Annotated in this window: 21 protein-coding genes; 9 read left to right on the top strand and 12 right to left on the bottom strand. The window is 48.3% G+C overall.

Annotation, left to right across the window (positions count from 1 at the left end; translation table 11 throughout):
- The first annotated feature begins 160 nt into the window (after nt 1-160).
- The 4 genes from BSHG_RS07855 (at nt 161) to BSHG_RS0220495 (ending at nt 4,349) form a co-directional block, all read left to right on the top strand.
- Nucleotides 161-556 carry a DUF1573 domain-containing protein gene (locus BSHG_RS07855; RefSeq protein ID WP_005787254.1) on the top strand — a complete coding sequence of 132 codons (396 nt, stop codon included), beginning with the start codon at nt 161-163 and terminating at the stop codon, nt 554-556.
- 130 nt (nt 557-686) lie between these two features.
- Entirely contained in the window at nt 687-2,675 is a 1,989-nt protein-coding gene (locus BSHG_RS07860; RefSeq protein WP_005787253.1) for an OPT family oligopeptide transporter, read from the top strand.
- Nucleotides 2,672-3,535 (top strand): alpha/beta hydrolase, encoded by an 864-nt coding sequence (locus BSHG_RS0220500; protein WP_011202700.1) that lies wholly within the window; start codon nt 2,672-2,674, stop codon nt 3,533-3,535. Before BSHG_RS07860 ends, BSHG_RS0220500 begins: the two co-directional genes overlap by 4 nt.
- Before the next feature lie 37 nt (nt 3,536-3,572).
- Nucleotides 3,573-4,349, top strand: coding sequence for an N-acetylmuramoyl-L-alanine amidase-like domain-containing protein (locus tag BSHG_RS0220495; protein ID WP_005794479.1), 777 nt, complete (start codon nt 3,573-3,575; stop codon nt 4,347-4,349).
- Between the two features lie 54 nt (nt 4,350-4,403).
- Here BSHG_RS0220495 and BSHG_RS23725 read toward each other — a convergent pair whose 3' ends face one another.
- Together BSHG_RS23725 and lipB are read right to left on the bottom strand one after the other, a co-directional pair.
- Nucleotides 4,404-4,601, bottom strand: coding sequence for a hypothetical protein (locus BSHG_RS23725; protein WP_008659943.1), 198 nt, complete (start codon nt 4,599-4,601; stop codon nt 4,404-4,406).
- A gap of 320 nt (nt 4,602-4,921) precedes the next feature.
- Nucleotides 4,922-5,587 (bottom strand): lipoyl(octanoyl) transferase LipB, encoded by a 666-nt coding sequence (gene lipB / locus BSHG_RS07870; protein WP_008659941.1) that lies wholly within the window; start codon nt 5,585-5,587, stop codon nt 4,922-4,924.
- Between the two features lie 65 nt (nt 5,588-5,652).
- On the opposite strand from lipB, the gene BSHG_RS07875 reads away from it, so the two are divergent.
- Nucleotides 5,653-6,492 (top strand): helix-turn-helix domain-containing protein, encoded by an 840-nt coding sequence (locus tag BSHG_RS07875; protein ID WP_005787242.1) that lies wholly within the window; start codon nt 5,653-5,655, stop codon nt 6,490-6,492.
- A 175-nt stretch (nt 6,493-6,667) separates the two neighbouring features.
- Here BSHG_RS07875 and BSHG_RS07880 read toward each other — a convergent pair whose 3' ends face one another.
- The 4 genes from BSHG_RS07880 to BSHG_RS07890 all read right to left on the bottom strand — a co-directional run bounded on the left by BSHG_RS07880 (nt 6,668) and on the right by BSHG_RS07890 (nt 12,083).
- Nucleotides 6,668-8,878, bottom strand: coding sequence for a heavy metal translocating P-type ATPase (locus tag BSHG_RS07880; RefSeq protein WP_008659938.1), 2,211 nt, complete (start codon nt 8,876-8,878; stop codon nt 6,668-6,670).
- Nucleotides 8,879-8,929: 51 nt separating this feature from the next.
- Nucleotides 8,930-9,241, bottom strand: a complete 312-nt coding sequence (locus BSHG_RS0220490; RefSeq protein WP_005794486.1) for a heavy-metal-associated domain-containing protein — start codon at nt 9,239-9,241, stop codon at nt 8,930-8,932.
- A gap of 50 nt (nt 9,242-9,291) precedes the next feature.
- On the bottom strand, nt 9,292-11,508 hold the full coding sequence (locus BSHG_RS07885; protein ID WP_005787236.1) for a TonB-dependent receptor: 2,217 nt from the start codon (nt 11,506-11,508) through the stop codon (nt 9,292-9,294).
- 179 nt (nt 11,509-11,687) lie between these two features.
- A complete protein-coding gene (locus tag BSHG_RS07890; RefSeq protein ID WP_008768506.1) occupies nt 11,688-12,083 on the bottom strand; it encodes a hypothetical protein in 396 nt (131 codons plus the stop codon).
- Between the two features lie 138 nt (nt 12,084-12,221).
- On the opposite strand from BSHG_RS07890, the gene BSHG_RS07895 reads away from it, so the two are divergent.
- From BSHG_RS07895 to gcvP, 4 genes are all read left to right on the top strand, one after another.
- On the top strand, nt 12,222-13,076 hold the full coding sequence (locus tag BSHG_RS07895; protein WP_005787233.1) for an RsiV family protein: 855 nt from the start codon (nt 12,222-12,224) through the stop codon (nt 13,074-13,076).
- A gap of 93 nt (nt 13,077-13,169) precedes the next feature.
- Nucleotides 13,170-13,790 (top strand): 16S rRNA (guanine(527)-N(7))-methyltransferase RsmG, encoded by a 621-nt coding sequence (gene rsmG, locus BSHG_RS07900; RefSeq protein WP_010992836.1) that lies wholly within the window; start codon nt 13,170-13,172, stop codon nt 13,788-13,790.
- 19 nt (nt 13,791-13,809) lie between these two features.
- On the top strand, nt 13,810-14,448 hold the full coding sequence (locus BSHG_RS07905; RefSeq protein ID WP_005787229.1) for an MBL fold metallo-hydrolase: 639 nt from the start codon (nt 13,810-13,812) through the stop codon (nt 14,446-14,448).
- 42 nt (nt 14,449-14,490) lie between these two features.
- Nucleotides 14,491-17,340: an aminomethyl-transferring glycine dehydrogenase gene (gene gcvP / locus BSHG_RS07910; protein ID WP_005817855.1), complete on the top strand. Its 2,850-nt coding sequence runs from the start codon at nt 14,491-14,493 to the stop codon at nt 17,338-17,340.
- 142 nt (nt 17,341-17,482) lie between these two features.
- Here the strand turns inward: gcvP and BSHG_RS07915 are convergent, their stop codons facing one another.
- The 6 genes from BSHG_RS07915 to BSHG_RS07940 form a co-directional block, all read right to left on the bottom strand.
- Nucleotides 17,483-18,052 (bottom strand): nitroreductase family protein, encoded by a 570-nt coding sequence (locus BSHG_RS07915; RefSeq protein WP_008659929.1) that lies wholly within the window; start codon nt 18,050-18,052, stop codon nt 17,483-17,485.
- A gap of 24 nt (nt 18,053-18,076) precedes the next feature.
- Entirely contained in the window at nt 18,077-19,165 is a 1,089-nt protein-coding gene (locus tag BSHG_RS07920) for an HpaII family restriction endonuclease (protein WP_008659927.1), read from the bottom strand.
- 77 nt (nt 19,166-19,242) lie between these two features.
- Entirely contained in the window at nt 19,243-19,860 is a 618-nt protein-coding gene (locus BSHG_RS07925) for an IMPACT family protein (RefSeq protein ID WP_005787221.1), read from the bottom strand.
- Between the two features lie 27 nt (nt 19,861-19,887).
- Complete coding sequence (locus BSHG_RS07930; RefSeq protein ID WP_005787219.1) at nt 19,888-20,289, bottom strand: FKBP-type peptidyl-prolyl cis-trans isomerase; 402 nt, start codon at nt 20,287-20,289, stop codon at nt 19,888-19,890.
- A gap of 247 nt (nt 20,290-20,536) precedes the next feature.
- A complete protein-coding gene (locus BSHG_RS07935; protein ID WP_005787217.1) occupies nt 20,537-21,784 on the bottom strand; it encodes a DUF1015 domain-containing protein in 1,248 nt (415 codons plus the stop codon).
- 12 nt (nt 21,785-21,796) lie between these two features.
- On the bottom strand, nt 21,797-22,717 hold the full coding sequence (locus BSHG_RS07940; RefSeq protein ID WP_008659922.1) for an NAD(P)-dependent oxidoreductase: 921 nt from the start codon (nt 22,715-22,717) through the stop codon (nt 21,797-21,799).
- Nucleotides 22,718-22,825: the final 108 nt, after the last annotated feature.

Raw genomic sequence — 22,825 nt, 5'->3', positions numbered from 1 at the left:
AGGGTGTAGCCCTAAGCCTCGCATGGCTACACCCTATATACCGGACAGCTACACCCTCTCTGTCAGATGCCTTTTTAATACAATTTCACCGTCATACGACATCATTTATCAAAAAAAACCTTACCTTTGCCACTCACAAAACCATAAAAAGAAATAGAAAATGAAGAAAATACTATTTTTTATCACTATGATGGTGCTGAGCATCGGACTTGCCCAAGCTCAAGGAAAAGCAGAAATAAAGTTTGATAAGACAACCCACGACTTCGGAACGTTCTCGGAAAACAATCCTGTTGTGAGTTGCACTTTCAAGTTCACAAATATCGGCGATGCCCCGTTAGTCATTCATCAGGCTGTAGCATCCTGCGGATGTACCGTACCCGAATATACCCAGGAACCTATCATGCCGGGAAAAACAGGTACAATCAAGGTGACTTACAACGGAACGGATAAATATCCGGGACACTTCAAAAAGTCCATAACCCTGCGTACAAACGCCAAGACGGAGATGATACGTCTTTTCGTGGAAGGCGACATGACAGCCAAAGACGCGAAATAAGCAAAAATTAATAACAACAATGAGGAGAATCTTTCGGGATTCTCCTTTTTTTTTGCTTACTTTGAAGCTGTTTTGAGAAACCGACCGTTTGGAAATCTGATAAACTATACATAAACTACAAAAAACAATTATGAAACAAGAAGAAGACAAGTTTACGGGCTTACCCGAGAACGCATTCCGGGAACTGAAACCGGGAGAAGTGTACAACCCGCTGATGAGTCCAAAGAAAACGTATCCGGAGGTAAACCTCTGGTCTGTAGCATGGGGTATCGCCATGGCCATCCTTTTCTCGGCTGCCGCAGCCTATCTGGGACTAAAAGTAGGACAAGTATTCGAAGCTGCCATCCCCATCGCCATCATAGCAGTCGGAGTATCCGGCGCAGCCAAACGCAAAAACGCACTCGGCGAAAACGTCATTATCCAATCCATCGGCGCCTGCTCAGGCGTCATCGTGGCAGGAGCCATCTTCACACTGCCTGCCCTCTATATCCTGCAAGCCAAATATCCGGATATGTCGGTCACCTTTATGCAAGTGTTCATCAGTTCACTGCTGGGCGGTGTACTGGGCATCTTGTTCCTGATTCCTTTCCGCAAATACTTTGTAAGCGACATGCATGGCAAGTATCCTTTTCCCGAAGCGACAGCCACCACACAGGTGCTGGTGTCGGGTGAAAAAGGAGGCAGCCAGGCCAAGCCATTGCTGATGGCAGGATTGATCGGCGGTCTGTACGATTTCATCGTGGCTACCTTCGGCTGGTGGAACGAAAACTTCACCACCCGCGTATGCGGAGTAGGCGAAATGCTGGCCGACAAAGCCAAACTGGTTTTCAAGGTAAACACCGGCGCAGCCGTACTCGGCCTGGGATATATCGTCGGACTGAAATATGCTTCCATTATCTGCTTCGGCTCCCTGGCCGTATGGTGGATCATCGTACCGGGCATGTCACTCTTCTTCGGTGATTCGGTACTGAATCAGTGGAATCCGGACATAACCGCCACGGTAGGCTCTATGAGTCCCGAACAGATATTCAGCCACTATGCCAAAAGCATCGGTATCGGCGGCATTGCCATGGCAGGTGTCATCGGCATCATCAAATCATGGAGCATCATCCGCAGTGCGGTGGGACTGGCGGCTAAGGAAATGGGCGGAAAGAGTGATGCCGAAAAGAACATTATCCGCACCCAACGCGACCTCTCAATGAAAATCATTGCCATCGGTTCCATTATCACGCTGATTCTGGTAGTGCTTTTCTTCTATTTCGATGTGATGCAAGGCAACCTGGTGCATACACTGGTAGCCATCCTGCTAGTGGCCGGAATTTCATTCCTGTTCACAACGGTAGCCGCCAATGCAATCGCTATCGTGGGCACTAATCCCGTATCGGGCATGACTCTGATGACATTGATTCTGGCATCGGTCGTTATGGTGGCTGTCGGGTTGAAAGGCCCTTCAGGCATGGTGGCTTCATTGGTAATGGGTGGTGTGGTCTGTACCGCACTTTCCATGGCAGGAGGTTTTATCACAGACTTGAAAATCGGATACTGGCTCGGCAGCACACCGGCCAAGCAGGAAGCATGGAAGTTCCTCGGAACCATCGTTTCGGCTGCTACCGTAGGCGGTGTAATGATTATCCTGAACAAAACTTACGGATTCACAAGCGGTCAGCTGGCTGCCCCGCAGGCTAACGCAATGGCTGCCGTCATCGAGCCGTTAATGAGTGGTGTGGGTGCTCCGTGGATGCTCTATGGCATCGGTGCCGTACTGGCCATCGTATTGACGCTCCTGAAAGTTCCCGCACTGGCATTTGCACTCGGTATGTTTATTCCTCTCGAACTGAATATACCGCTGGTGGTGGGCGGTGCGATCAACTGGTATGTGACTACCCGCAGTAAAGACGCTTCACTCAACACGGAACGGGGAGAGAAAGGTACATTACTGGCATCCGGATTCATCGCCGGAGGTGCCCTGATGGGTGTAGTCAGTGCGGCAATGCGCTTCGGAGGCATCAATCTGGTAAATGACGCGTGGCTGAACAACACTCTGTCTCAACTTGCGGCCCTGATAGCTTATGCCCTGTTGATTCTCTATTTCATCAAAGCATCCATGAAAGTAAAATGAAAACATTAATCACATCCATTCTTCTGTTCATGGCTACCGGCTTGTCAGCACAAAAGCCCGTTGAGCTGCCTTTATGGCCCAACGGCGCTCCCAATGATAACGGGCTGAAAGGCGAAGAAGTGATGTCGGCTCCATACCGGCTCACTAACGTCACACAGCCCACCATCACCGTCTATCGTCCGGCGACACCTAACGGCATGACCATCATCATGTGTCCCGGCGGTGCTTACGCTCTCTTGGCCATGGATCATGAAGGACACGACATGGCACCATGGTTCAATTCATTGGGCATCACCTATGTGGTACTAAAATACCGGATGCCTAACGGACACTGCGAGGTGCCTTTGTCGGATGCTGAACAAGCGATACGAATAGTGCGGAAACATGCCAAAGACTGGAATATTCGTACAGACCGGGTGGGCATTATGGGAGCTTCGGCCGGCGGTCATCTCGCCTCTACCCTTGCTACGCATTACAGCAGTGAGGACACACGACCCGACTTTCAGATATTGCTCTATCCGGTAATCACGATGGAATCCGGCGACACCCACGGAGGATCACGCCACAATCTGCTCGGGCCGGACGCAACGCCGGAATTAACCAGAAAGTTCTCCAACGAACAGCAAGTGACGGATCACACTCCGCAGGCTTTCATCACCCTCTCTTCGGACGACGAAGGAGTGCCTCCCGCCAATGGCGTGAATTACTATCTGGCGTTGCAAAAGCATAAGGTGCCTGCCACCCTCCACATTTATCCCACGGGCGGACACGGATGGGGGTTCTATGACAGTTTTACCTATAAACGCCAATGGACGGAAGAATTAGAGAAATGGTTGCGGGACGGAGTCAGGTTCCAATAGATACAACGAAGGTATTACAAAAACAATCTTTATAAAAATGAAAACAATTCGCACACTTTTATTATGTACCAGCCTATTGGCCGGAACAGTTGCAGCACAGGAGAGCAGCCTGGTGCTGAGTAACGGACTCGGGTTTGTCGACACCCCCTATAAGGCAGGCACCCTGGAAGTAGATGACACAGAAGACCTTATTATCAATTGTGACGAAGTGGATTGTACCACTTTCGTTGAATATGCACTGGCAATGGCCCTCTGCCCGCAGCAAGGAGACGAAATGCAGGAAGGCGATTTCGCCCGCAATTTGCAACGCATCCGCTATCGTGACGGAAAAATAGACGGATACACCTCCCGCCTGCACTATATATCCGACTGGATCAACAATGCGGTCCGCCAAGGCCTGCTCGAAGATGTAACGGCTGCCTACAGCCCCTTCAAACAAAAACTGTCGCTCTCGTACATGAGTACGCATCCGGAACTCTACAAATCGTTGAAAAATTCTCCGGAGAACGTAGCCCAAATGGCAAAGTATGAAAAAGCCTTGAGCGGCAAAGAGGTACACTATCTGCCCAAAGACAAACTGGAACCGGACGGACTGCCTTGGATCAAGAACGGAGACATCATCGCCCTGACCACCAATACTCCGGGACTGGACGTAAGCCACATGGGCATTGCCATTTACATCAAGGGGCAGTTGCACCTGCTGCATGCTTCATCCAAAGAGGGTAAAGTAGTAGTGGGCAAAACCGCACTGAGCCAAATGTTGAAAGACAGAAAATCACTGACCGGCATCAGAGTGCTGAGAATGAAAAAATAATCTGCATAACCTACCTGTGGTGAACACGAGTTTTGATATATCCTCTTTTTCTTGTCAATATGAAAGGAAATTAGCGGATTCCATGACAGCACCTTCTGCTTTTAGACAGCAACCGGAAGTGCGGAAGGCGGAAAGCAGGACTTTTCTTCCCGGAAAACCGGACTTTTGTAGCCGGAGAGCCGGGGTCTGACCCGAAAAGTAACCGGATTTCAGCAAAAAGAAGTAAGCATTCGGTCCGAAAGACGTAAGCATTTACAGAATATGCTTACGTCTTTTCAAATTATCTCTATATGTTTTCCTACTTTACATCTATTGTTAGGGTTTCGGAGGTTAAAAGAGAAAGATTATTCTCTGGTTGTACTCCCGAAGCAGACAAGTCCGAACTAACAGAAAGAGAGCCACATGCTCTTATTACGCACCTTTTCATTCCGATAGCTTCACGACATCGCCATTATGACAGCCTGCAAAGACATCTGATATCAAAAACAAAATTGCTAACCCGCAAGGAAGGCGATTTTATCCGTTCAGTGCATCATTGGACGGAAATAGAGCAATCCAGAGAGGTTTGATTATCATTTTGACAAAAGGGCAGCAAGCAACTCCCGGCCCAACTGTTCTTTCACCTCCGCCATATCGATGCTACGGCCAAGTTCTTGCTGAAGCGAGGTCACACCCTTATCAATGAAACCACAAGGATGGATGTAGCTGAAATAACGTAAATCGGTATTGACATTCAATGCCAATCCGTGCATTGTCACATAATGGCTGCTCCTGACCCCTATCGCACATATCTTGCGGGCACGGGACGTATCTCCCTCCAGCCAGACACCGGTCGCCTTCTCCAACCGCCCCGCCACAACACCGTAAGACGCACAGACACGGATGACGGCTTCTTCCAATAAATGCACATACTCCTTCAATCCCAATCCGAACTCTTCAAGATTGAGAATCGGATAGCACACCAACTGCCCGGGACCGTGATAAGTGATGTCTCCCCCACGATCGATATGATAGAGAGTGGCACCGATAGTCTTCAGTTGCTCCTCTCCCAGCAACATATTATTTTCTTTCCCGCTACGCCCCAGCGTGTAAACGTGCGGATGTTCACAAAAAATTATACGGTTCTCGTAATTCTCCCCGTTCTGCTTCGCATGGACAAGGGCATCGAACCATTCAGTCTGGCGGCTCCATGCCTCAGAATATGGAATAAGTTCCCAATCGGTTGTAATTGTTTTCATAAGGACAAAGATAAAAAAATAAAAGAAAATGTGTATATTTGCGTGATTCAAAAAAAGAAAGTAATATGAAGTTTGACTTTCCACAAGTAGATCTTCCGTGCGAGATTTTGGCATGGAATGATGTAACCGAAGATATATTAAATATCTACAAACAATCATGCAGGCTGAAAGCCGGCATCTTTGCTATTTGTACGGAAGGCAAGATGACCGCAACCATTAATCTGATTGACTACGAGATAAAACCGAACGACTTGATCACACTGTTACCGGGTACCATTATCCAATTCCGCGAACGCACGGAAAAAGTACGTTTATGCTTTGCGGGATTCTCATCGGAATGCGTAGAACGCATCAATCTGATAAAATCAATGGTCAGTTCCTTCTCCAAAATAACCGAATGTCCGATTGTAGAGTTGCAGGAGGATATAGCCAGCTATCTGATAGATTATTTTTCTTTGCTGGCACGCGTGACGTGTGACGAAAAATTATCTCTCCCCTCCGAAATGACAGAGGTGTCTTTAAGATCGATCCTGACTGCCGTCGGACTAATCTATCAGAGATACTCCTCGAAAAACCACAATACGAACCGTAAGGAAGAAATCTGCCGTGAACTGGTAGGACTGGTCACGGAACATTACACCGAGGAGCGTCGTGCCCAGTTCTATGCGGACAAGTTGGGAATATCGCTGCAACACCTCAGTACTACGGTCAAGCAGGTGACCGGACGTAACGTGTTGGACGTCATAGCCTACGTGGTTATCATCGACGCGAAAGCCAAACTCAAATCGAGCAACATGACTATCCAGGAAATCGCTTATTCACTGAACTTCCCCAGTGCTTCGTTCTTTGGAAAATATTTCAGGAGATATGTAGGCATGAGTCCGCTGGAATTCAGAAACAGCTGACGACTTTCTCCGGGAAAGACATTCAAAACCCTTTTTTACCACAGAGGGCAGAGAGTAACACAGAGCAAACTTCAAATTATGGATGACCAACATGAACGCTCTGTGTACTCTCTGCCCTCTGTATCCTCTGTGTTACTCTGTGCCCTCTGTGGTGAGTTCGTTTTGAAAGGAATTGTTATTTTCTGGCCAGACTCAGTGAATTCAGCACGACACTTACACTTGAAAATGCCATCGCTGCACTGGCAAGCATCGGATTGAGCAGCAACCCGTTGACAGGGAACAAGATTCCGGCTGCAATGGGAATGCCTATCAGATTATAGATAAACGCCCAAAACAGATTCTGGTGAATCAGTTTTACTGTTTGCTTGGAGAGTTCGAATGCACGGGGCAGCAACAGCAGATCCGATGTCATCAACGTAACCATCGCCACATCCATGGCTATATCGGTACCTTTCCCCATCGCTATGCTGACATCAGCCAAAGCCAACGCCTGTGAGTCATTGATTCCGTCACCCACCATAGCAACCGTTTTGCCCTGCATCTGGAGCTCACGCACAAACTCTTCTTTATCATCCGGCAAGGCATCTGCCACAAAGCGGTCGATGCCCAATTTGCCCGATACGGCAAGTGCCGTCCGTTGTCCGTCACCGGTCAGCATGCAAATGTCGATGCCCTGACGTTTCAGTTCCTTCACCGCCTCGGCAGAAGTCGGCTTTATCTGGTCGGCAATGGCGACAACGGCAAGTACCTCTGTTCCACGGCCAAAGTAAACGATACTGTTCCCGTCCGATTCGTATTGCACCATCATCTCGGCAAGTACGTCAGAAAGAGAAGCACTGAAATCTTTCAGCAATTTGTGGCTGCCCACCCAATAAGTGTCACCCTGATATACCACCTTGATACCTTTTCCGGTGATACTCTCAAAACTCTCCAACTGGGCAGGAACTATCTTCTCCACCTCTTGCAGAGAAGAGACAATGGCTCCGGCAAGCGGATGTTCGGATTTAAGCTCGGCTGCCAGCAGAACATTCTTGAAATGCTCTTCCTGTACTTGGGCCCAAAGCCATCCGGAGACAGTGGGGTGTCCCTCGGTCAATGTCCCGGTTTTGTCGAGCACCACTACATCGACTTTACGCATCTGCTCGAGGGCAACAGCATCCTTTATCAGAATATGGTTGCTGGCTGCTTTGCCGATACCCACCATCAGAGCGGTAGGAGTAGCAAGTCCCAAAGCACACGGACAGGCAATAACCAGTACGGATACAGCCGAAAGCAAGGCATGTGAGAAATAATCGGTTCCTCCCACCAACAGCCAGATGACAAATGTCAGCACGGCAATGCACAGCACCACCGGTACGAAGATACCCGTCACCCGGTCTACGATACGCTGTACGGGAGCTTTACTTCCCTGCGCTTCCTGAACCATGCGGATGATGCGCGCCAGCACCGTCTCACTTCCCACACCGGACGCCTTGATTACAAAAGCTCCCTTCTGGTTGATGGTTCCCGCCAGTACCCGGTCACCGACCTTCTTCTCTACAGGAATAGGCTCTCCGCTAATCATGCTTTCGTCTACATAAGACTCTCCTTCAGACAGACGTCCGTCCACGGGAATCTGTTCGCCCGGACGTACGACCACCAGATCGCCGGTTTGCAACTGGTCTATCAGGATGTCTTCTTCGATCCCTTCGCGAAGCACTCGGGCCACACGGGGCTGAAGTCCCATCAATTTACGAATGGCGGTAGAGGTGTTTCCCTTAGCACGCTCTTCCATTAACTTTCCGGTCAGTACAAAGGCAATGATGACTACTGCGGCTTCGTAATAGACGTGCGGCTCAAGTCCGCGGCTATACCAGAACTCAGGGAAAAATGTATTGAAGACACTGAACAGGAATGCGATGGAGGTACTCAGTGCCACCAGCGTATCCATGTTACTCCTCCCCAGACGTGCCTGCCGCCAGGCGTTGACGTAGAAAGATCCACCAAAAAAGATCATTACAGGGAGGGCCAGTATCAACTGGATCTCGTCAGAGAAAGGTACATGCATCAGAACCATAGAAAACAGCAACATAGGAACAACGAAGATCCATGCACCGATAACCTGCCGTTTCAGCAGCCGGTAGTGTTTCTCCTGTGCCTCCTCCTGACGTTCCTCTTTCAGGGCCTCTTCCACTATCAGGTCATAACCTGCGGCAAGTACAGCCGCACGGATCTCTCCGGGGGTCAGCTTGTCGGCCTCGTACGAAACGGACAGTGTGTTTGTGGCGAAGTTGACCGATGCGTCTACCACACCGGCCAGTTTCTTCACTGTTTTTTCCACATTATTAGCGCACCCTGCACAGTGCATATTCAGTACAGGAAACGCTTTCTTTGTTATATTACTCATAATCTATTATTATATATACTATCTAATAAACAATGAGGTAAAGAACAATGTTCACTTCTTGTCCGTTTCCTTTGCCTCCTTTATGACTACAGCTTCGTATTTAAATTTCCGAAAGCCTTCTTTCAGCTTTTCAACATTTGTCTTCTCGGCATCATAGGTAATGGTAACAGTTCGTTCCTTAAGATCGGTTGTAAAGTTTTTAAGCCCTTTCTCGAACTTGATATTGTTCTTCACCTTTCGTTCGCAGTTGGCACATTCCATCTGTGCCACTTTGAAAACGACAATACGGAAGTCTTTTGCCATAACGGCCGTCACCGAGAGCAAAGCCACCACCAGGGTAGCAATCATTTTTTTAGTCTTCATAAATGTAAGTATTAGTATTGATAAATTCTGTGATCTGTCACTTTTTATTCTTAATCTCTCGCCAGATTGAACCTGACTCCGATATAACCTTTCGCTCCATGAACCGGCCCCCATATCATGGTCGAGTCAAAACGGTCGCCCCAAGGATCGGCAGCATCGATAATCGGATTCTTCTGTTTAAAATTAGTCAGGTTTTCGCCCCCGATGTATATCGACCAGCGGCGGAAGTAGCGTGTCACTTGGGCGCTGAGTTGGCTGAAGCCTTTGTAGCGTGCATCCCACGAAGAGGTTCCGTCGGCAAGTGTGTACGGATTGGGCATACGTCCTCCCCCGTTCATCTGCCATGTGGCATCAAACTGCCACAAACCCAGCGGAGTCTGATAAGAGGCAGTGACGAGGCCTTTATATTTTCCCGTCAGGGGCTTCTCCATCAATTGATGATTATAGGTAGTCTTCGCGTCTGTCCAGCGATATGCGGCAGTCAGCGAGAATCCCTGAAAGAAGGGATAAGTGGCCTCCACCTGAAATACCTGTGAGTACGAGCGTCCGTCGAGATTGTAAAAGGCCACCTCGTGCGGATTCGTATCCATATCGACAACGACCTGTTTCAGGAAGTCGGTGTAATAGTATTCCAGGTTCAGGTTCAGCGTCTTCCCGAAAAGCGGGATATATCCCGATATGCTTGCTCCATAATTCCAAGCCTCTTCCTGATCGAGATGATCGGCGATGCTCACCTTGCGGCTGCTTGCCATCAGATAATTATTCTCGGCAAGCACATGGTTGGTGCGATATCCCTTTCCGGCGGAAAGACGGAAATGAACAAAGTCATTGGGGTTGTACTTAATGTGCGCACGCGGAGTCACAAAGAATCCGTACTCACTGCTATGGTCGCCACGAAGTCCGGCCATCAACACGAACTTATTATCCAGGTTGAAGGTATACTGTGCGTAGGCCCCGCCCACCGATTCACGTGCAAAAGCTTTCGTCAACGGTGTTTCAGCGTTATTGGTCAGTCGGTAATGCTGGTCGTATCCGTCATAATTATAGCTGAAGCCTGCAGATAGATTGTGCTCTTTCGTAAATTCGGTTTCGAACATAAGTGAAGCATAGGCGTTGGATTGGTCGACGTTATAGATCTTCCGTCCATAAAGTGCATCTTGATTGTGCAACGTACCGGACAGAATCAGTGCAAGATTGGTATTCTTCTCCTTATTAAATATATAGGCATTCTTGGTAAAGGCCTCGTAGCGCCGGGTGTCGATGTCTATTTCATACCGATCGGCTGCCGGCACGCCGCTATGACTCACCTGACCGCCTTTTCTGCTTTCGTCCAATGCCTTGATGCCTGCCTGAAACACATAATGATCCCCCATATATGCCCAGCGATTCCAGAAGTTATACTGCTCTATCCGGGGAATATCGGCAAAGCCGTCATCATTGCCGTCGTGTGCCTTTGTTTCATTCTCGTAATGCGCCAGCAATGAAGTACTCCACCGCTTGGACAGTTTCACGGTGGCGTCTGCATTCGCTTCATAACGATTGGTAGTACTGGCAAAGAGGTTGGCCGAAACCCAATCGGCCTCAGGCAACTGTGGCTTCTTAAACTCAACATTGATCTGCCCCGTAAGGGCCTCGTAACCGTTTTTTACTGACGAGATTCCCTTTGAAACCTGTATGCTATGCATCCAAGGACCGGGCACATAACCCAACCCATAAGGAGAAGCAGCACCACGATAGTTCGGGATATTCTCGGTCAGCATCTGCACATAGGTTCCGGAAAGCCCGAGCAACTTGATCTGTTTCGCTCCCGTTGCAGCATCCGAATAGCTGACGTCTACCGACGGATTGGTAACAAAACTTTCACCGAGATTGCAACATGCCGCACGACAGAGCTCGTCGCTGGTAATGATCTCTTCGTTCATCACACTGCTGCGCAACTTCAGCGTACTCAACTTACGGCTGACAATCTGCACTTCACTCAGTTCCATTCCTTCGCGCAGCACCACGTCCAGAACGGCTTTCTTATCGTTCACTTGTATGGTGTCGTTTTCGTAACCTATAAAACTTACAATCAGATGATTGGACTTGTCGGGTTTAGATATGGAAAAAGTACCGTCCTCACGAGTGGCTACCCCACCGGGAATGTTTTTCCAGAAAACGTTGGCGCCTATAATCGGTTCGCCTGCCTGATCTTTCACCGTACCGCTCACTTGCGCCTGTACGGTCAGACTGCCGAGAAGCAGTCCGGTCAATAACATGTATTTCATTAAATTTCTTCGTTTGTCTTTTTTATTCGGTTTATATTCAATAAGAAACAGATAGGATTCACCGCAGACTGCACAGGGTGACACAAGTTACCCGGCTCCAACAATCTACGGAATCAATCCTTAAACGGTGAAAGCCAGTGCAATCTGCGATGCAATCCAAACAATAAAAATCGAAGAAACTAAATAAGCAAAGTAGAATAAAGAGCCAGATAATGCCGGGAACTTGTCTTGGGTGGCGGTATCACATAAGGAGGATCCAACACCTCATCGCGGAAAAGAGCGCATAGCAAGTCCGATACCTGGTCACAAAGCAACAAGCTGACAGGAGCAGGAACAGAGGATTCGAATGCCTGCTTTACCAGATCAAGCTTATAGATGGTCGCCGTACATCCCTCGCCCCGGCATGATTTATGGAACTCAAAGTCAAACTTACCACAGAAGCCGCATTTGTCGGCACAGCAACAATTGGCCGTTTCACAACCACTGCAACAATATTGGGCAACAGAGACTCCCGCTCCTACATATACTATAAGGAGAGAAAGAATAACGGCAAGTATATAGCGGAATCTCTTCATAACGGTTGCAAAGATAAGCAGATTTAACCAGCCTGCCACATTCTTTTTTCTTTTTTTATGCTGTCGATTCACTAATATGAACTATATTTGTCGATAGTGAACGATTATATAAATGTTGAATTTAAAGAAGAACCCCTTATGAAAAAACAATATGTCAGCCTGCTTGCGATAATACTTGCTACAAGTGGCTTTTTATTTTCTTGCGGTGACAAGATGAACAAGAATACCGGTGCACTGGAATTCGACAGTATACAGGTAAACGAAACAGCACATCTCTTCGGAGATACCGCAAAACCGGCATGTAATCTGACCATCAATTTCGCCTATCCGGTGAAGTCGACGGACAATAAACTGAAAGACAGCCTGAACAGCTACTTTATAGCCGCCTGCTTCGGTGAAGGATATATCGGAGAGAAACCGGCGCAGGTGGTCAAGGAGTACACCGAACATTACGTAAAAGAATATCGCACAGACCTCGAACCGATGTATGCCGAAGACGAAAAGAACAAAGAGAGTGAAGGCTCCATCGGTGCATGGTACTCATACTATAAAGGGATAGAAAGCCACGTGCAACTTTATTATAAGAATCTGTTGGTCTATCGCATTAACTACAATGAATATACCGGAGGCGCACACGGCATTTACATGACAACTTTCCTGAATATGGACCTGATAAACCTGCGTCCGCTGAAGCTGGATGATATTTTCACTGGTGATTATAAGGAAGCACTGACCGACTTGCTGTGGAATCAGTTGATGGCGGACAAGAAAGTGACAACGCATGAAGCACTCGAAGATATGGGTTACGGCTCTACCGGAGATATTGCCCCGACGGAAAACTTCTATCTGGACAAAGACGGCATCACCTTTTATTATAATGTATATGATATCACCCCGTATGCCATGGGACCGGTAGAAATTAAGATTCCATACGAAATGATGGAACACATGCTGGGCAGCAACCCGATCATCGGAGAGATGAAATCAAAATAATCTAACTTTATTATTAAAATACAGATATATTACAACCTTATGAATACAACAGAACAAACTTCCTCCCTCCCCTCTGCCGGAGGGGAAAACGGAGTGAAGCTTCTTCTTAAATACTTTCCCGACTTGACGGAAGAGCAACGCAAACAATTCGCTGCGCTTTACGAACTTTACATTGACTGGAATTCTAAAATCAACGTAATCTCACGCAAGGATATCGAGAATCTGTACGAACACCATGTGCTTCATTCGCTGGGTATCGCCCGCATCATCCGTTTCCGGGCCGGCAGCAGTGTCATGGATCTCGGTACCGGAGGAGGATTCCCCGGAATACCGTTGGCCATTCTTTTTCCGGACACGAAATTCCATCTGGTGGACAGCATCGGCAAGAAAGTACGTGTGGCAACCGAGGTAGCCAATGCCATCGGACTTAAAAATGTCACTTTCCGCCATGCACGGGCCGAAGAAGAGAAACAAACATTCGACTTCGTTGTCAGCCGTGCCGTGATGCCCCTGGCCGACCTGATAAAGATTATCCGGAAAAACATCTCGCCCAAACAGCAAAATGCTCTCCCCAACGGACTTATCTGCCTGAAAGGAGGCGAACTGGAACACGAGGCGATGCCGTTTAAGCATAAGACAAGTATGCATAACCTGAATGAAGATTTCGATGAGGAGTTCTTTCAAACCAAGAAAGTGGTATATGTAACGATTTAAACGATCAAACAACATAGTCATGAAAATTAAGAGATTTGAGTTCAATATGTTTCCCGTAAACTGCTACGTTTTATGGGACGAAACGAACGAGGCAGTCGTGATAGATCCGGGCTGCTTTTATGACGAAGAGAAACAAGCTTTAAAGAACTTCATCGTCACCAACAATCTGAACATAAAACATCTGCTGAACACTCACCTGCATCTGGATCACATTTTCGGAAATCCATTCATGCTTCGCGAGTTCGGGCTGTCTGCCGAAGCCAATCAGGCCGACGAGTACTGGATAGACGAAGCCCCCAAACAGAGTCGCATGTTCGGTTTTCAACTGAATGAAGCACCCGTCCCACTGGGAAAATATCTCCATGACGGAGACATCATCACCTTCGGAAACACAACACTGGAAGCAATCCATGTACCGGGACACTCTCCCGGAAGCCTTGTCTATTACTGCCGGGCTGACAACTGTATGTTTTCGGGCGATGTGCTGTTTCAGGGAAGCATCGGACGGGCCGACCTGGCCGGAGGCAACTTTGATGAACTGAAAGAGCATATCTGCAGCCGCCTGTTCGTCCTCCCCAACGAAACAATCGTATATCCGGGGCACGGAGCACCGACTACCATCGGAATAGAGAAGGCGGAAAATCCGTTCTTCAGGTAAGAGATTATCAACAAACCTTATTATAAATAAATCATTAATAACATGAAAACCGATTTATTAGCCTGCCGCCACATCGGCGTCAACAAAGCGGATGCCGAAGTAATGCTCCGGAAAATTGGAGTTGCTTCGCTCGACGAACTGATCGATAAAACCATTCCGGCCAACATCCGGCTCAAAGCACCTCTGGCACTACCCGCACCGATGACCGAATACGAGTTTGCCCGCCACATCGCTGAACTGGCAGGCAAAAACAAACTGTTCACCACTTATATCGGTATGGGATGGTACAACACGATCACCCCGGCAGTCATCCAGCGAAATGTATTCGAGAATCCGGTCTGGTATACTTCTTATACTCCTTACCAGACAGAAGTTTCGCAAGGAAGACTGGAAGCCCTGATGAACTTCCAAACTGCCGTATGTGACCTGACCGCCATGCCCTTGGCCAACTGTTCACTGCTGGACGAAGCCACCGCTGCCGCCGAAGCTGTGACGATGATGTATGGCTTGCGTTCACGCAACCAGCAGAAGGCGGGAGCCAACGTGGTGTTTATCGACGAAAATATCTTCCCGCAGACCTTGGCGGTCATCACCACTCGCGCCATCCCGCAAGGCATTGAAATCCGTACCGGAAAGTTCCGGGATCTTGAATTTACAGATGACCTCTTTGCCTGCGTCCTGCAATATCCCAATGCAAACGGTAATGCGGAAGACTACCGCGAATTTACCGAAAAAGCACATACAGCCAACTGCAAGGTAGCTGTGGCTGCCGATATCCTGAGTCTTGCACTACTTACCCCTCCGGGCGAATGGGGAGCGGACATTGTATTCGGTACCACACAACGTTTGGGTACTCCCATGTTCTACGGTGGTCCTTCGGCCGGTTATTTCGCTACCCGCGACGAATACAAACGCAACATGCCGGGACGTATCATCGGATGGTCGAAAGATAAATATGGCAAACTCTGTTACCGCATGGCACTCCAGACACGCGAACAGCATATCAAACGGGAAAAAGCGACTTCCAATATCTGTACCGCTCAGGCACTGCTCGCTACCATGGCAGGATTCTATACCGTCTATCACGGACAGGAAGGTATCCGTAACATCGCTTCACGCATCCATAGCATTACCGTTTTCCTGGAAAAGAGTATCGGTAAACTGGGATTCAAGCAAGTGAACAGACAGTATTTCGATACCCTCCGGTTCATTTTGCCCGACAGCGTATCGGCACAGCAGATTCGCACCATCGCTCTGAGCAAAGAGGTGAACCTGCGCTATTTTGATAATGGAGACGTGGGACTGAGTATTGACGAAACAACCGACGTAGCAGCTGCCAACATTCTACTGTCTATCTTTGCCATCGCTGCTGGAAAAGACTTCCAGAAAGTGGATGACATCCCCGAAGCAACTATCATCAGCGAGGAATTGAAACGCCAGACCCCTTACCTCACACACGAAGTATTCTCTAAATATCATACCGAAACGGAAATGATGCGCTACATCAAGCGTCTCGACCGGAAGGATATTTCATTGGCACAATCGATGATTTCACTCGGTTCCTGCACCATGAAACTGAATGCGGCAGCCGAAATGTTACCTCTGAGCTGTGCTGAGTTTATGTGCATGCACCCGCTTGTTCCGGAGGATCAGGCGGCCGGATACCGCGAACTGATTCACAACCTGAGTGAAGAGCTGAAAGTCATCACCGGATTTGCCGGAGTAAGCCTGCAACCCAATTCCGGTGCTGCCGGTGAGTATGCCGGTCTGCGCACCATCCGTGCCTATCTTGAAAGCATCGGACAAGGACACCGCAACAAAGTATTGATCCCCGCATCTGCACACGGCACCAATCCCGCATCAGCCATCCAGGCCGGATTCACCACTGTAACTTGTGCATGTGACGAACATGGAAACGTAGATATGGATGACCTCCGTGCCAAAGCTGAAGAAAATAAGGATGACCTGGCCGCACTGATGATCACCTATCCCTCGACACACGGTATCTTTGAAACGGAAATCGTAGAGATCTGCCAAATCATTCACGCCTGTGGAGCTCAGGTATATATGGATGGAGCCAACATGAATGCACAGGTAGGACTGACGAATCCGGGATTTATCGGAGCGGACGTCTGTCACCTGAATCTGCATAAAACCTTTGCATCTCCCCACGGAGGAGGCGGCCCCGGCGTAGGTCCGATCTGTGTAGCGGAACATCTGGTACCGTTCCTTCCGGGACACGGACTGTTTGGCAACTCACAGAACGAAGTATCCGCCGCACCGTTTGGCAGTGCCGGTATTCTGCCTATCACCTACGGCTATATCCGTATGATGGGTGCCGAAGGACTGACAATGGCAACCAAGACAGCCATTCTCAATGCAAACTATCTGGCTGCTTGCCTGAAAGATACGTATGGCATTGTATACCGGGGAGCCAACGGCTTTGTGGGACACGAGATGATTCTGGAATGTCGCAAGGTATACGAAGAAACCGGTATCAGCGAAAATGATATTGCCAAACGCCTGATGGACTACGGCTATCATGCTCCTACCCTCTCCTTCCCCGTGCACGGCACACTGATGATCGAGCCCACTGAAAGCGAAAGCCTCTCCGAACTGGATAACTTCGTCCTTACGATGTTGACCATCTGGAATGAAATTCAGGAAGTGAAAAACGGTGAAGCCGATAAGGAAGACAATGTACTGATAAATGCTCCGCACCCTGAATATGAAGTAGTAAGCGATCAGTGGGAACACTGCTATACGCGTGAAAAAGCCGCATATCCGATAGAGAGTGTGCGTGAGAATAAGTTCTGGGTAAATGTAGCCCGTGTAGATAATACGCTGGGCGACCGCAAACTGCTGCCCACATGCTACGGCTGCTTCGACTGAAGTAAGCTAAGCAACAACTGATTCACGATTCACCACAGAGTAGCACGGAGTATCACAGAGTAGAAATCATAAAAGATAAACTCTGTGAGACTCTGTGGTCAATTTAAACTCTGTGAAACTCTCTGTGGTGAATCTTAATATCCTATTCCACGATGGTTATCGTACCGGCTTTAACTGTCTTTTCTTTCAACAATGCGCCTTCCGCTTTATATCCCAAAGCTACGCAACCATAAACTTTATGATTTTCGGGCACTCCGAGAGAAGTCAGATAGGCCCGTACCTCCGGATCATCACAGGTCGTACCGAGCTGATTGATCCAACAGGAAGCGATGCCCAGTGAAGTGGCTGCCAGAAACATATTCTCGATAGCACAGGCACAATCCATCCCGGCCCACCATTGCTTGGGTTCATTGGACACGATGACCAAGGTTGGGGCATGATAGTAACAGCAATACGTCTCACTGTGCCCCCGTTCCCGAAGATGCTTGTCATCACTTTTGGCAAATGCCCCTTTGATCCGTTCATTCAGTTCTTCCAGTTTCACCGTATTACGGACGGCAGTAAAATGCCACGTTTCATAATGCATGCCGCTCGGCGCGTAAGCACCCGCTTCCAGGATGGCGTTCAAGTCATCTGCCGGAATCTGCTTTCGATCATACGCATGTACACTACGCCGTGCCTTAATGGTCTCTAAAACTTCATTTGTCTTCATTATCTATTCTCCTGCCAATCGGATTTATCTTTTAATCAACCCAATCTTTACATTCAGTTTGAAATAATACACTCCGTTCTCTCTCTCGAGGAAGCCATACTTGTCTTTATCAACCGATCCCTTTTCGAGACGCGAATTCAGATAAAGAAAGTCCTCAAATGTTTTCTTTTCCGATTTATGATAGCACAGTACCTCACCTTTGCCATCGACCAGCAATATACCCTCAACTGCCGAATCGGTCCCATTGTATATTTTGGCCGGACGCATACCCAAGGCAAGTACCAGCAGAAACTGCTTCATTTTAAACTCGTAAAAGCCATGCTTGCTGATCAGTTCCTCTTTTATCTTGAGAGGATTTATGATCTTCATCTGTTCGGTCAGTTCACTGACGCGTGTGATGCCGTCCAGGTGCATCATACGCACCATCTCTGCCAGCACACGGGGGAAGTGCAGATCGATCATCAGCAAATTGCAACGGAACACACGGTCCGCTACGTCCGAATACTTCAGCACACCTCCCAGACGCTCGATCATCATCATACGCTCGGCCACCTCCGTGGGTGATTCAGGGAGGGCATTAATCTTATTGACGGTCGGAGTGGCAAACTTGATACCGGACTGCTCCAACTTCAGGTTCGCCGCACGTCCACCATCCAACAGCGGATTCATCGCACTGAGACGCGAACGGACATTGAAACCCGCCAACGGAGCCTCAGGATGCCAGAAAGCAATCGAGAAGTCGGTACGGTCCTCCGTCCGGGCTTCCAGATCAAAGATACCTGCCTCGTCCAGGAACTCCTCCACCCCGTCGGGTGACGTAACTTCATCCGCCGAAGAATTTTTAAGCGCGTCCAGAATCAGGTCCGCCACTGTTGCAAAGTCCTCACGGGGAATACTTTTCTCCACCTTCTCACCTTCCATCCGGATGACCTCTTCTTCAATATAGTAACGCCGGGTGCCATCATGCTCTTCACGCTGGATCATTGCAATGGGCCGGTACTTTTCATCTTCTTTCTTTGCCTGCGGAGTTCCAAGCGATACTTTTCCATCCGCCAGCAGACGGAAAAAGGCGTACAACTCGCTCCATTCTCTTTTTGTTGCTTCAAATGCCATTCTATCTATCTTTTTTTTATTATTTCGGAGAGGTGTGTCATCATTCATCACAGAGTTCCGACGCCCCCCTATCTCTACTATCCATTTCCTTCCTGTTCATCTGCAATGCGGGCAGTCTCCACTTTCTCCAGCCGGGACCTTAAACGGGGCATTGCCGACTGCCGGATACGAAGCGTCATGCTGCAATCCATATCATACGACTGAGACAGAATCTCCGGTTCCTCCTCCTTTACAATCCGCATGACATCGTTCATAAAAGGATACTCGAAAAGTACGGTTACTTCCTCGTCCACAGTTTTCTCTACAATGGTGCAGGCAGCGATGGCCTCGGCGGCGGCGGCCTTATAGGCCACAATCAGTCCACTAGTGCCCAACTTGATCCCTCCGAAATAACGGACCACAATAATCAGTATATCCGTCAGTTCGTTCGAGTTGATCTGTCCCAGAATCGGTTTGCCGGCAGTACCCGACGGCTCTCCGTTATCGTTGGCACGAAAATTCTTCCGCTCGTGTCCCAGCATATAGGCATAGCAGACGTGGCGGGCATCATAGTATTTCTTCTGGTACGCCTCCAGATGCACTTTAATCTCTTCCAAGGTACGAACCGGGAGAGCGATGGCAATAAATTTGCTTCGTTTCTCGGTATATGTTCCCTCCGAGACTTCAGTGATGGTCTTATAGGTGTCTTCTGTCATGATATCCGGAATCTTTTTTTTGATGGTTCAAGCTATACCCAGTAATTGTACCTCGAAAATCAAAGTTGAAAAAGCCGGAATCGGGCCACTGGTACGTGTGCCATAGCCCATATTATAAGGGATGTAGACGATCCAGTGATCTCCCACCCGCATCTTTTGCAGAGCAATCTGCCATCCTTCGATAACCTCGTTCAGACGAAAAGCTTCGGGACAGTTCCGCTTCCAGGAATTATCAAATTCACGTCCATTGATAAGAGTGCCCTTGTAATGAACCGACACCACACTGTTGGAACGGGGCGTGGCTGCGCCGGTACCTTCCTCCAAAACCTTATATAATATGCCGCATGGCAATTCGTGTACATCCGCTTCGGTGCGTAATGTCTGCATGAATTGTTCGTTCTGCAATTTGTATTCTTCTTTTCGTCCCATATCTGTTTCCTGATAATAATTACTTCGGCGGCAAAGATACGGAAAAACGTACATATTTGAATAGTCCGAAACACAAAACGAGTTCACCACAAATTACACGGATTAACACAGAACGGCATCAATTTACTGACAACCAATAATTTACCTGTATAAGTCCATGCAATTTGTGGTGAATAACGAGTTTGGGTACATCCCCTCCTCTGTTTTCCATACCCAAACACTCCTCAATCCGGTATCGGATCTCTTTTTATTCGAGCTCGTGTATCACCAGCCCGGAACGCAGTTTCGGTTCGAACCAGGTAGTCTTCGGAGGCATAATGTTTCCTGTATCGGCAATATCCATCAATTGCTTCATCGAAACAGGATAAAGTGCCAAAGCCACTTTCATTTCGCCGCTGTCAACCCGTCTGCTCAATTCGCCCAAGCCGCGAATTCCCCCTACAAAGTCAATCCGGCGATCCGAACGCAGATCCTTGATTCCCAGAATTTCGTCCAGAATCAGGTTGGAAGAGATGGTCACATCCAATACACCTATAGGATCATTGTCGTCATAAGTACCCGGTTTGGCTGTCAGGCTATACCATTTGCCATCCAGATAGAGCGCAAAGTTATGCAACGCATTGGGTTTATAAATCTCTTTACCTTTCTCTTCGATCTCAAAATTCTTTTCAAGGGCAGTCAGAAATTCGGCAGGCGTCAAGCCATTGAGATCTTTCACCACCCGGTTGTAGTCGATAATAGTCAACTGATTGGCGGGGAAACATACGGCCATGAAATAGTTGTATTCTTCGTCTCCGCGATGATTAGGATTCTGCTTTGCCTTTTCGGCCCCTACCAGAGCAGCGGCAGCCGAACGATGATGCCCGTCGGCGATATAAAGCGCCGGCATGGCAGCAAACTCCTTGGTGATGACAGCAATGTCTTCGCTGTTGTCGATCACCCAGAAAGTGTGTCCGAATCCGTCACCGGGAGCAATAAAATCGTATACCGGCTTTTGAGCCGTATACTTGCGGATAATGGCATCGAGCACCGCATTGTCGGGATAAGCAAAGAACACCGGTTCGATGTTGGCATTGTTCACACGGACATGCTTCATGCGGTCTTCTTCCTTGTCACGCCGGGTGAGTTCGTGCTTTTTGATGACACCGTTCATATAATCGGGCACGTAAGCACCCACCACCAGCCCATACTGTGTCTTGCCATTCATGGTCTGGGCATAGATATAATAATTCTCTTTGTCATCCTGCACCAGCCATCCTTTGTCACGGAACAGACGGAAATTCTCTGCCGCTTTCGCATACACCTTCTCATCATGTTCATCTGTCCCGACGGGAAAGTCTATTTCCGGTTTAATGATGTGGTACAATGATTTATCGTTCCCGGCAGCCTCTGCACGAGCCTCTTCTGAATTCAGCACGTCATACGGACGTGAAGCGACCTGTTCTACCAAGTCCTGCGGAGGACGGATGCCTTTAAATGGTTTTATTGTTGCCATAAGAACTGCAGATTACTTATTCACTCTAAACTTTTCACAACCCTCTTTCAGGAAACCCACAATCTGCCGTGCAGCTGCAATACCGGCATTGATATTCGCCTCGGCCGTCTGTGCTCCCATCTTCTTCGGAGTCGAGAAATAACGTCCGGCAAAGAGTTCGGCGAACTTCGTATTGGCCGCAGGCATGATGTCTGTGATGTATTTAAAGTCCGGCCGTTCCTCCATCAACTGGATCAATTCGTCTTCATTGATCACTTCTTTGCGGGCCGTATTAACCAGGATAGCCCCTTTCGGCATATTGGCCAGCAGATCATGATTGATGGAGTTTTTCGTTTCGGCTGTAGCGGGAATGTGCAGTGAGACGATGTTACAGGTCTTATAAAGCTCTTCGGCAGAGTCGACGGCTTTCACCCCATCTTTCTCTATCACATCTTTCGGGCAGAAAGCGTCATAAGCATAGAGTTCCATACCGAATCCCTTGGCAATACGCGCCACATTGCGTCCTACATTACCGTATGCGTGGATACCCAGTTTCTTTCCCATCAACTCCGTACCCGATGTTCCGTTATAGAAGTTACGGACAGCATAAACAAGCAGGCCAAACACCAACTCGGCTACAGCATTCGAGTTCTGTCCCGGAGTATTCATCACACATACACCGTGTGCAGTGGCTGCATTCAGGTCTACATTATCGTATCCGGCACCGGCACGAACTACTATTTTCAACTCTTTCGCTGCATCGAGCACCTCGGCGTCGATGATGTCACTACGGATAATAATGGCATTCGCATCTTTCACTGCGTCAAGCAGTTGGGCTTTATCTGTATATTTCTCAAGCAGAACCAATTCAAATCCGGCTCCTTCTATTTCTTTCTTGATGCCATCCACCGCAATCTTGGCAAATGGCTTTTCGGTTGCAACAAGTACTTTCATTTCTCTTATTCTATTTTGGGAGAATTCACCACAGAGGATACCGCAGACACCAAATGCCGTCATTCAAGAGAGCCCTGTATCCTTTCCGTATGCTCTGTGGTGAAATCA

This window comes from Bacteroides sp. 3_2_5 (assembly GCF_000159855.2).
Taxonomy (GTDB): domain Bacteria; phylum Bacteroidota; class Bacteroidia; order Bacteroidales; family Bacteroidaceae; genus Bacteroides; species Bacteroides fragilis.
The sequence above is the reverse complement of the archived record's forward strand: the minus strand, read 5'-3'. Positions and strand labels throughout refer to the sequence as shown.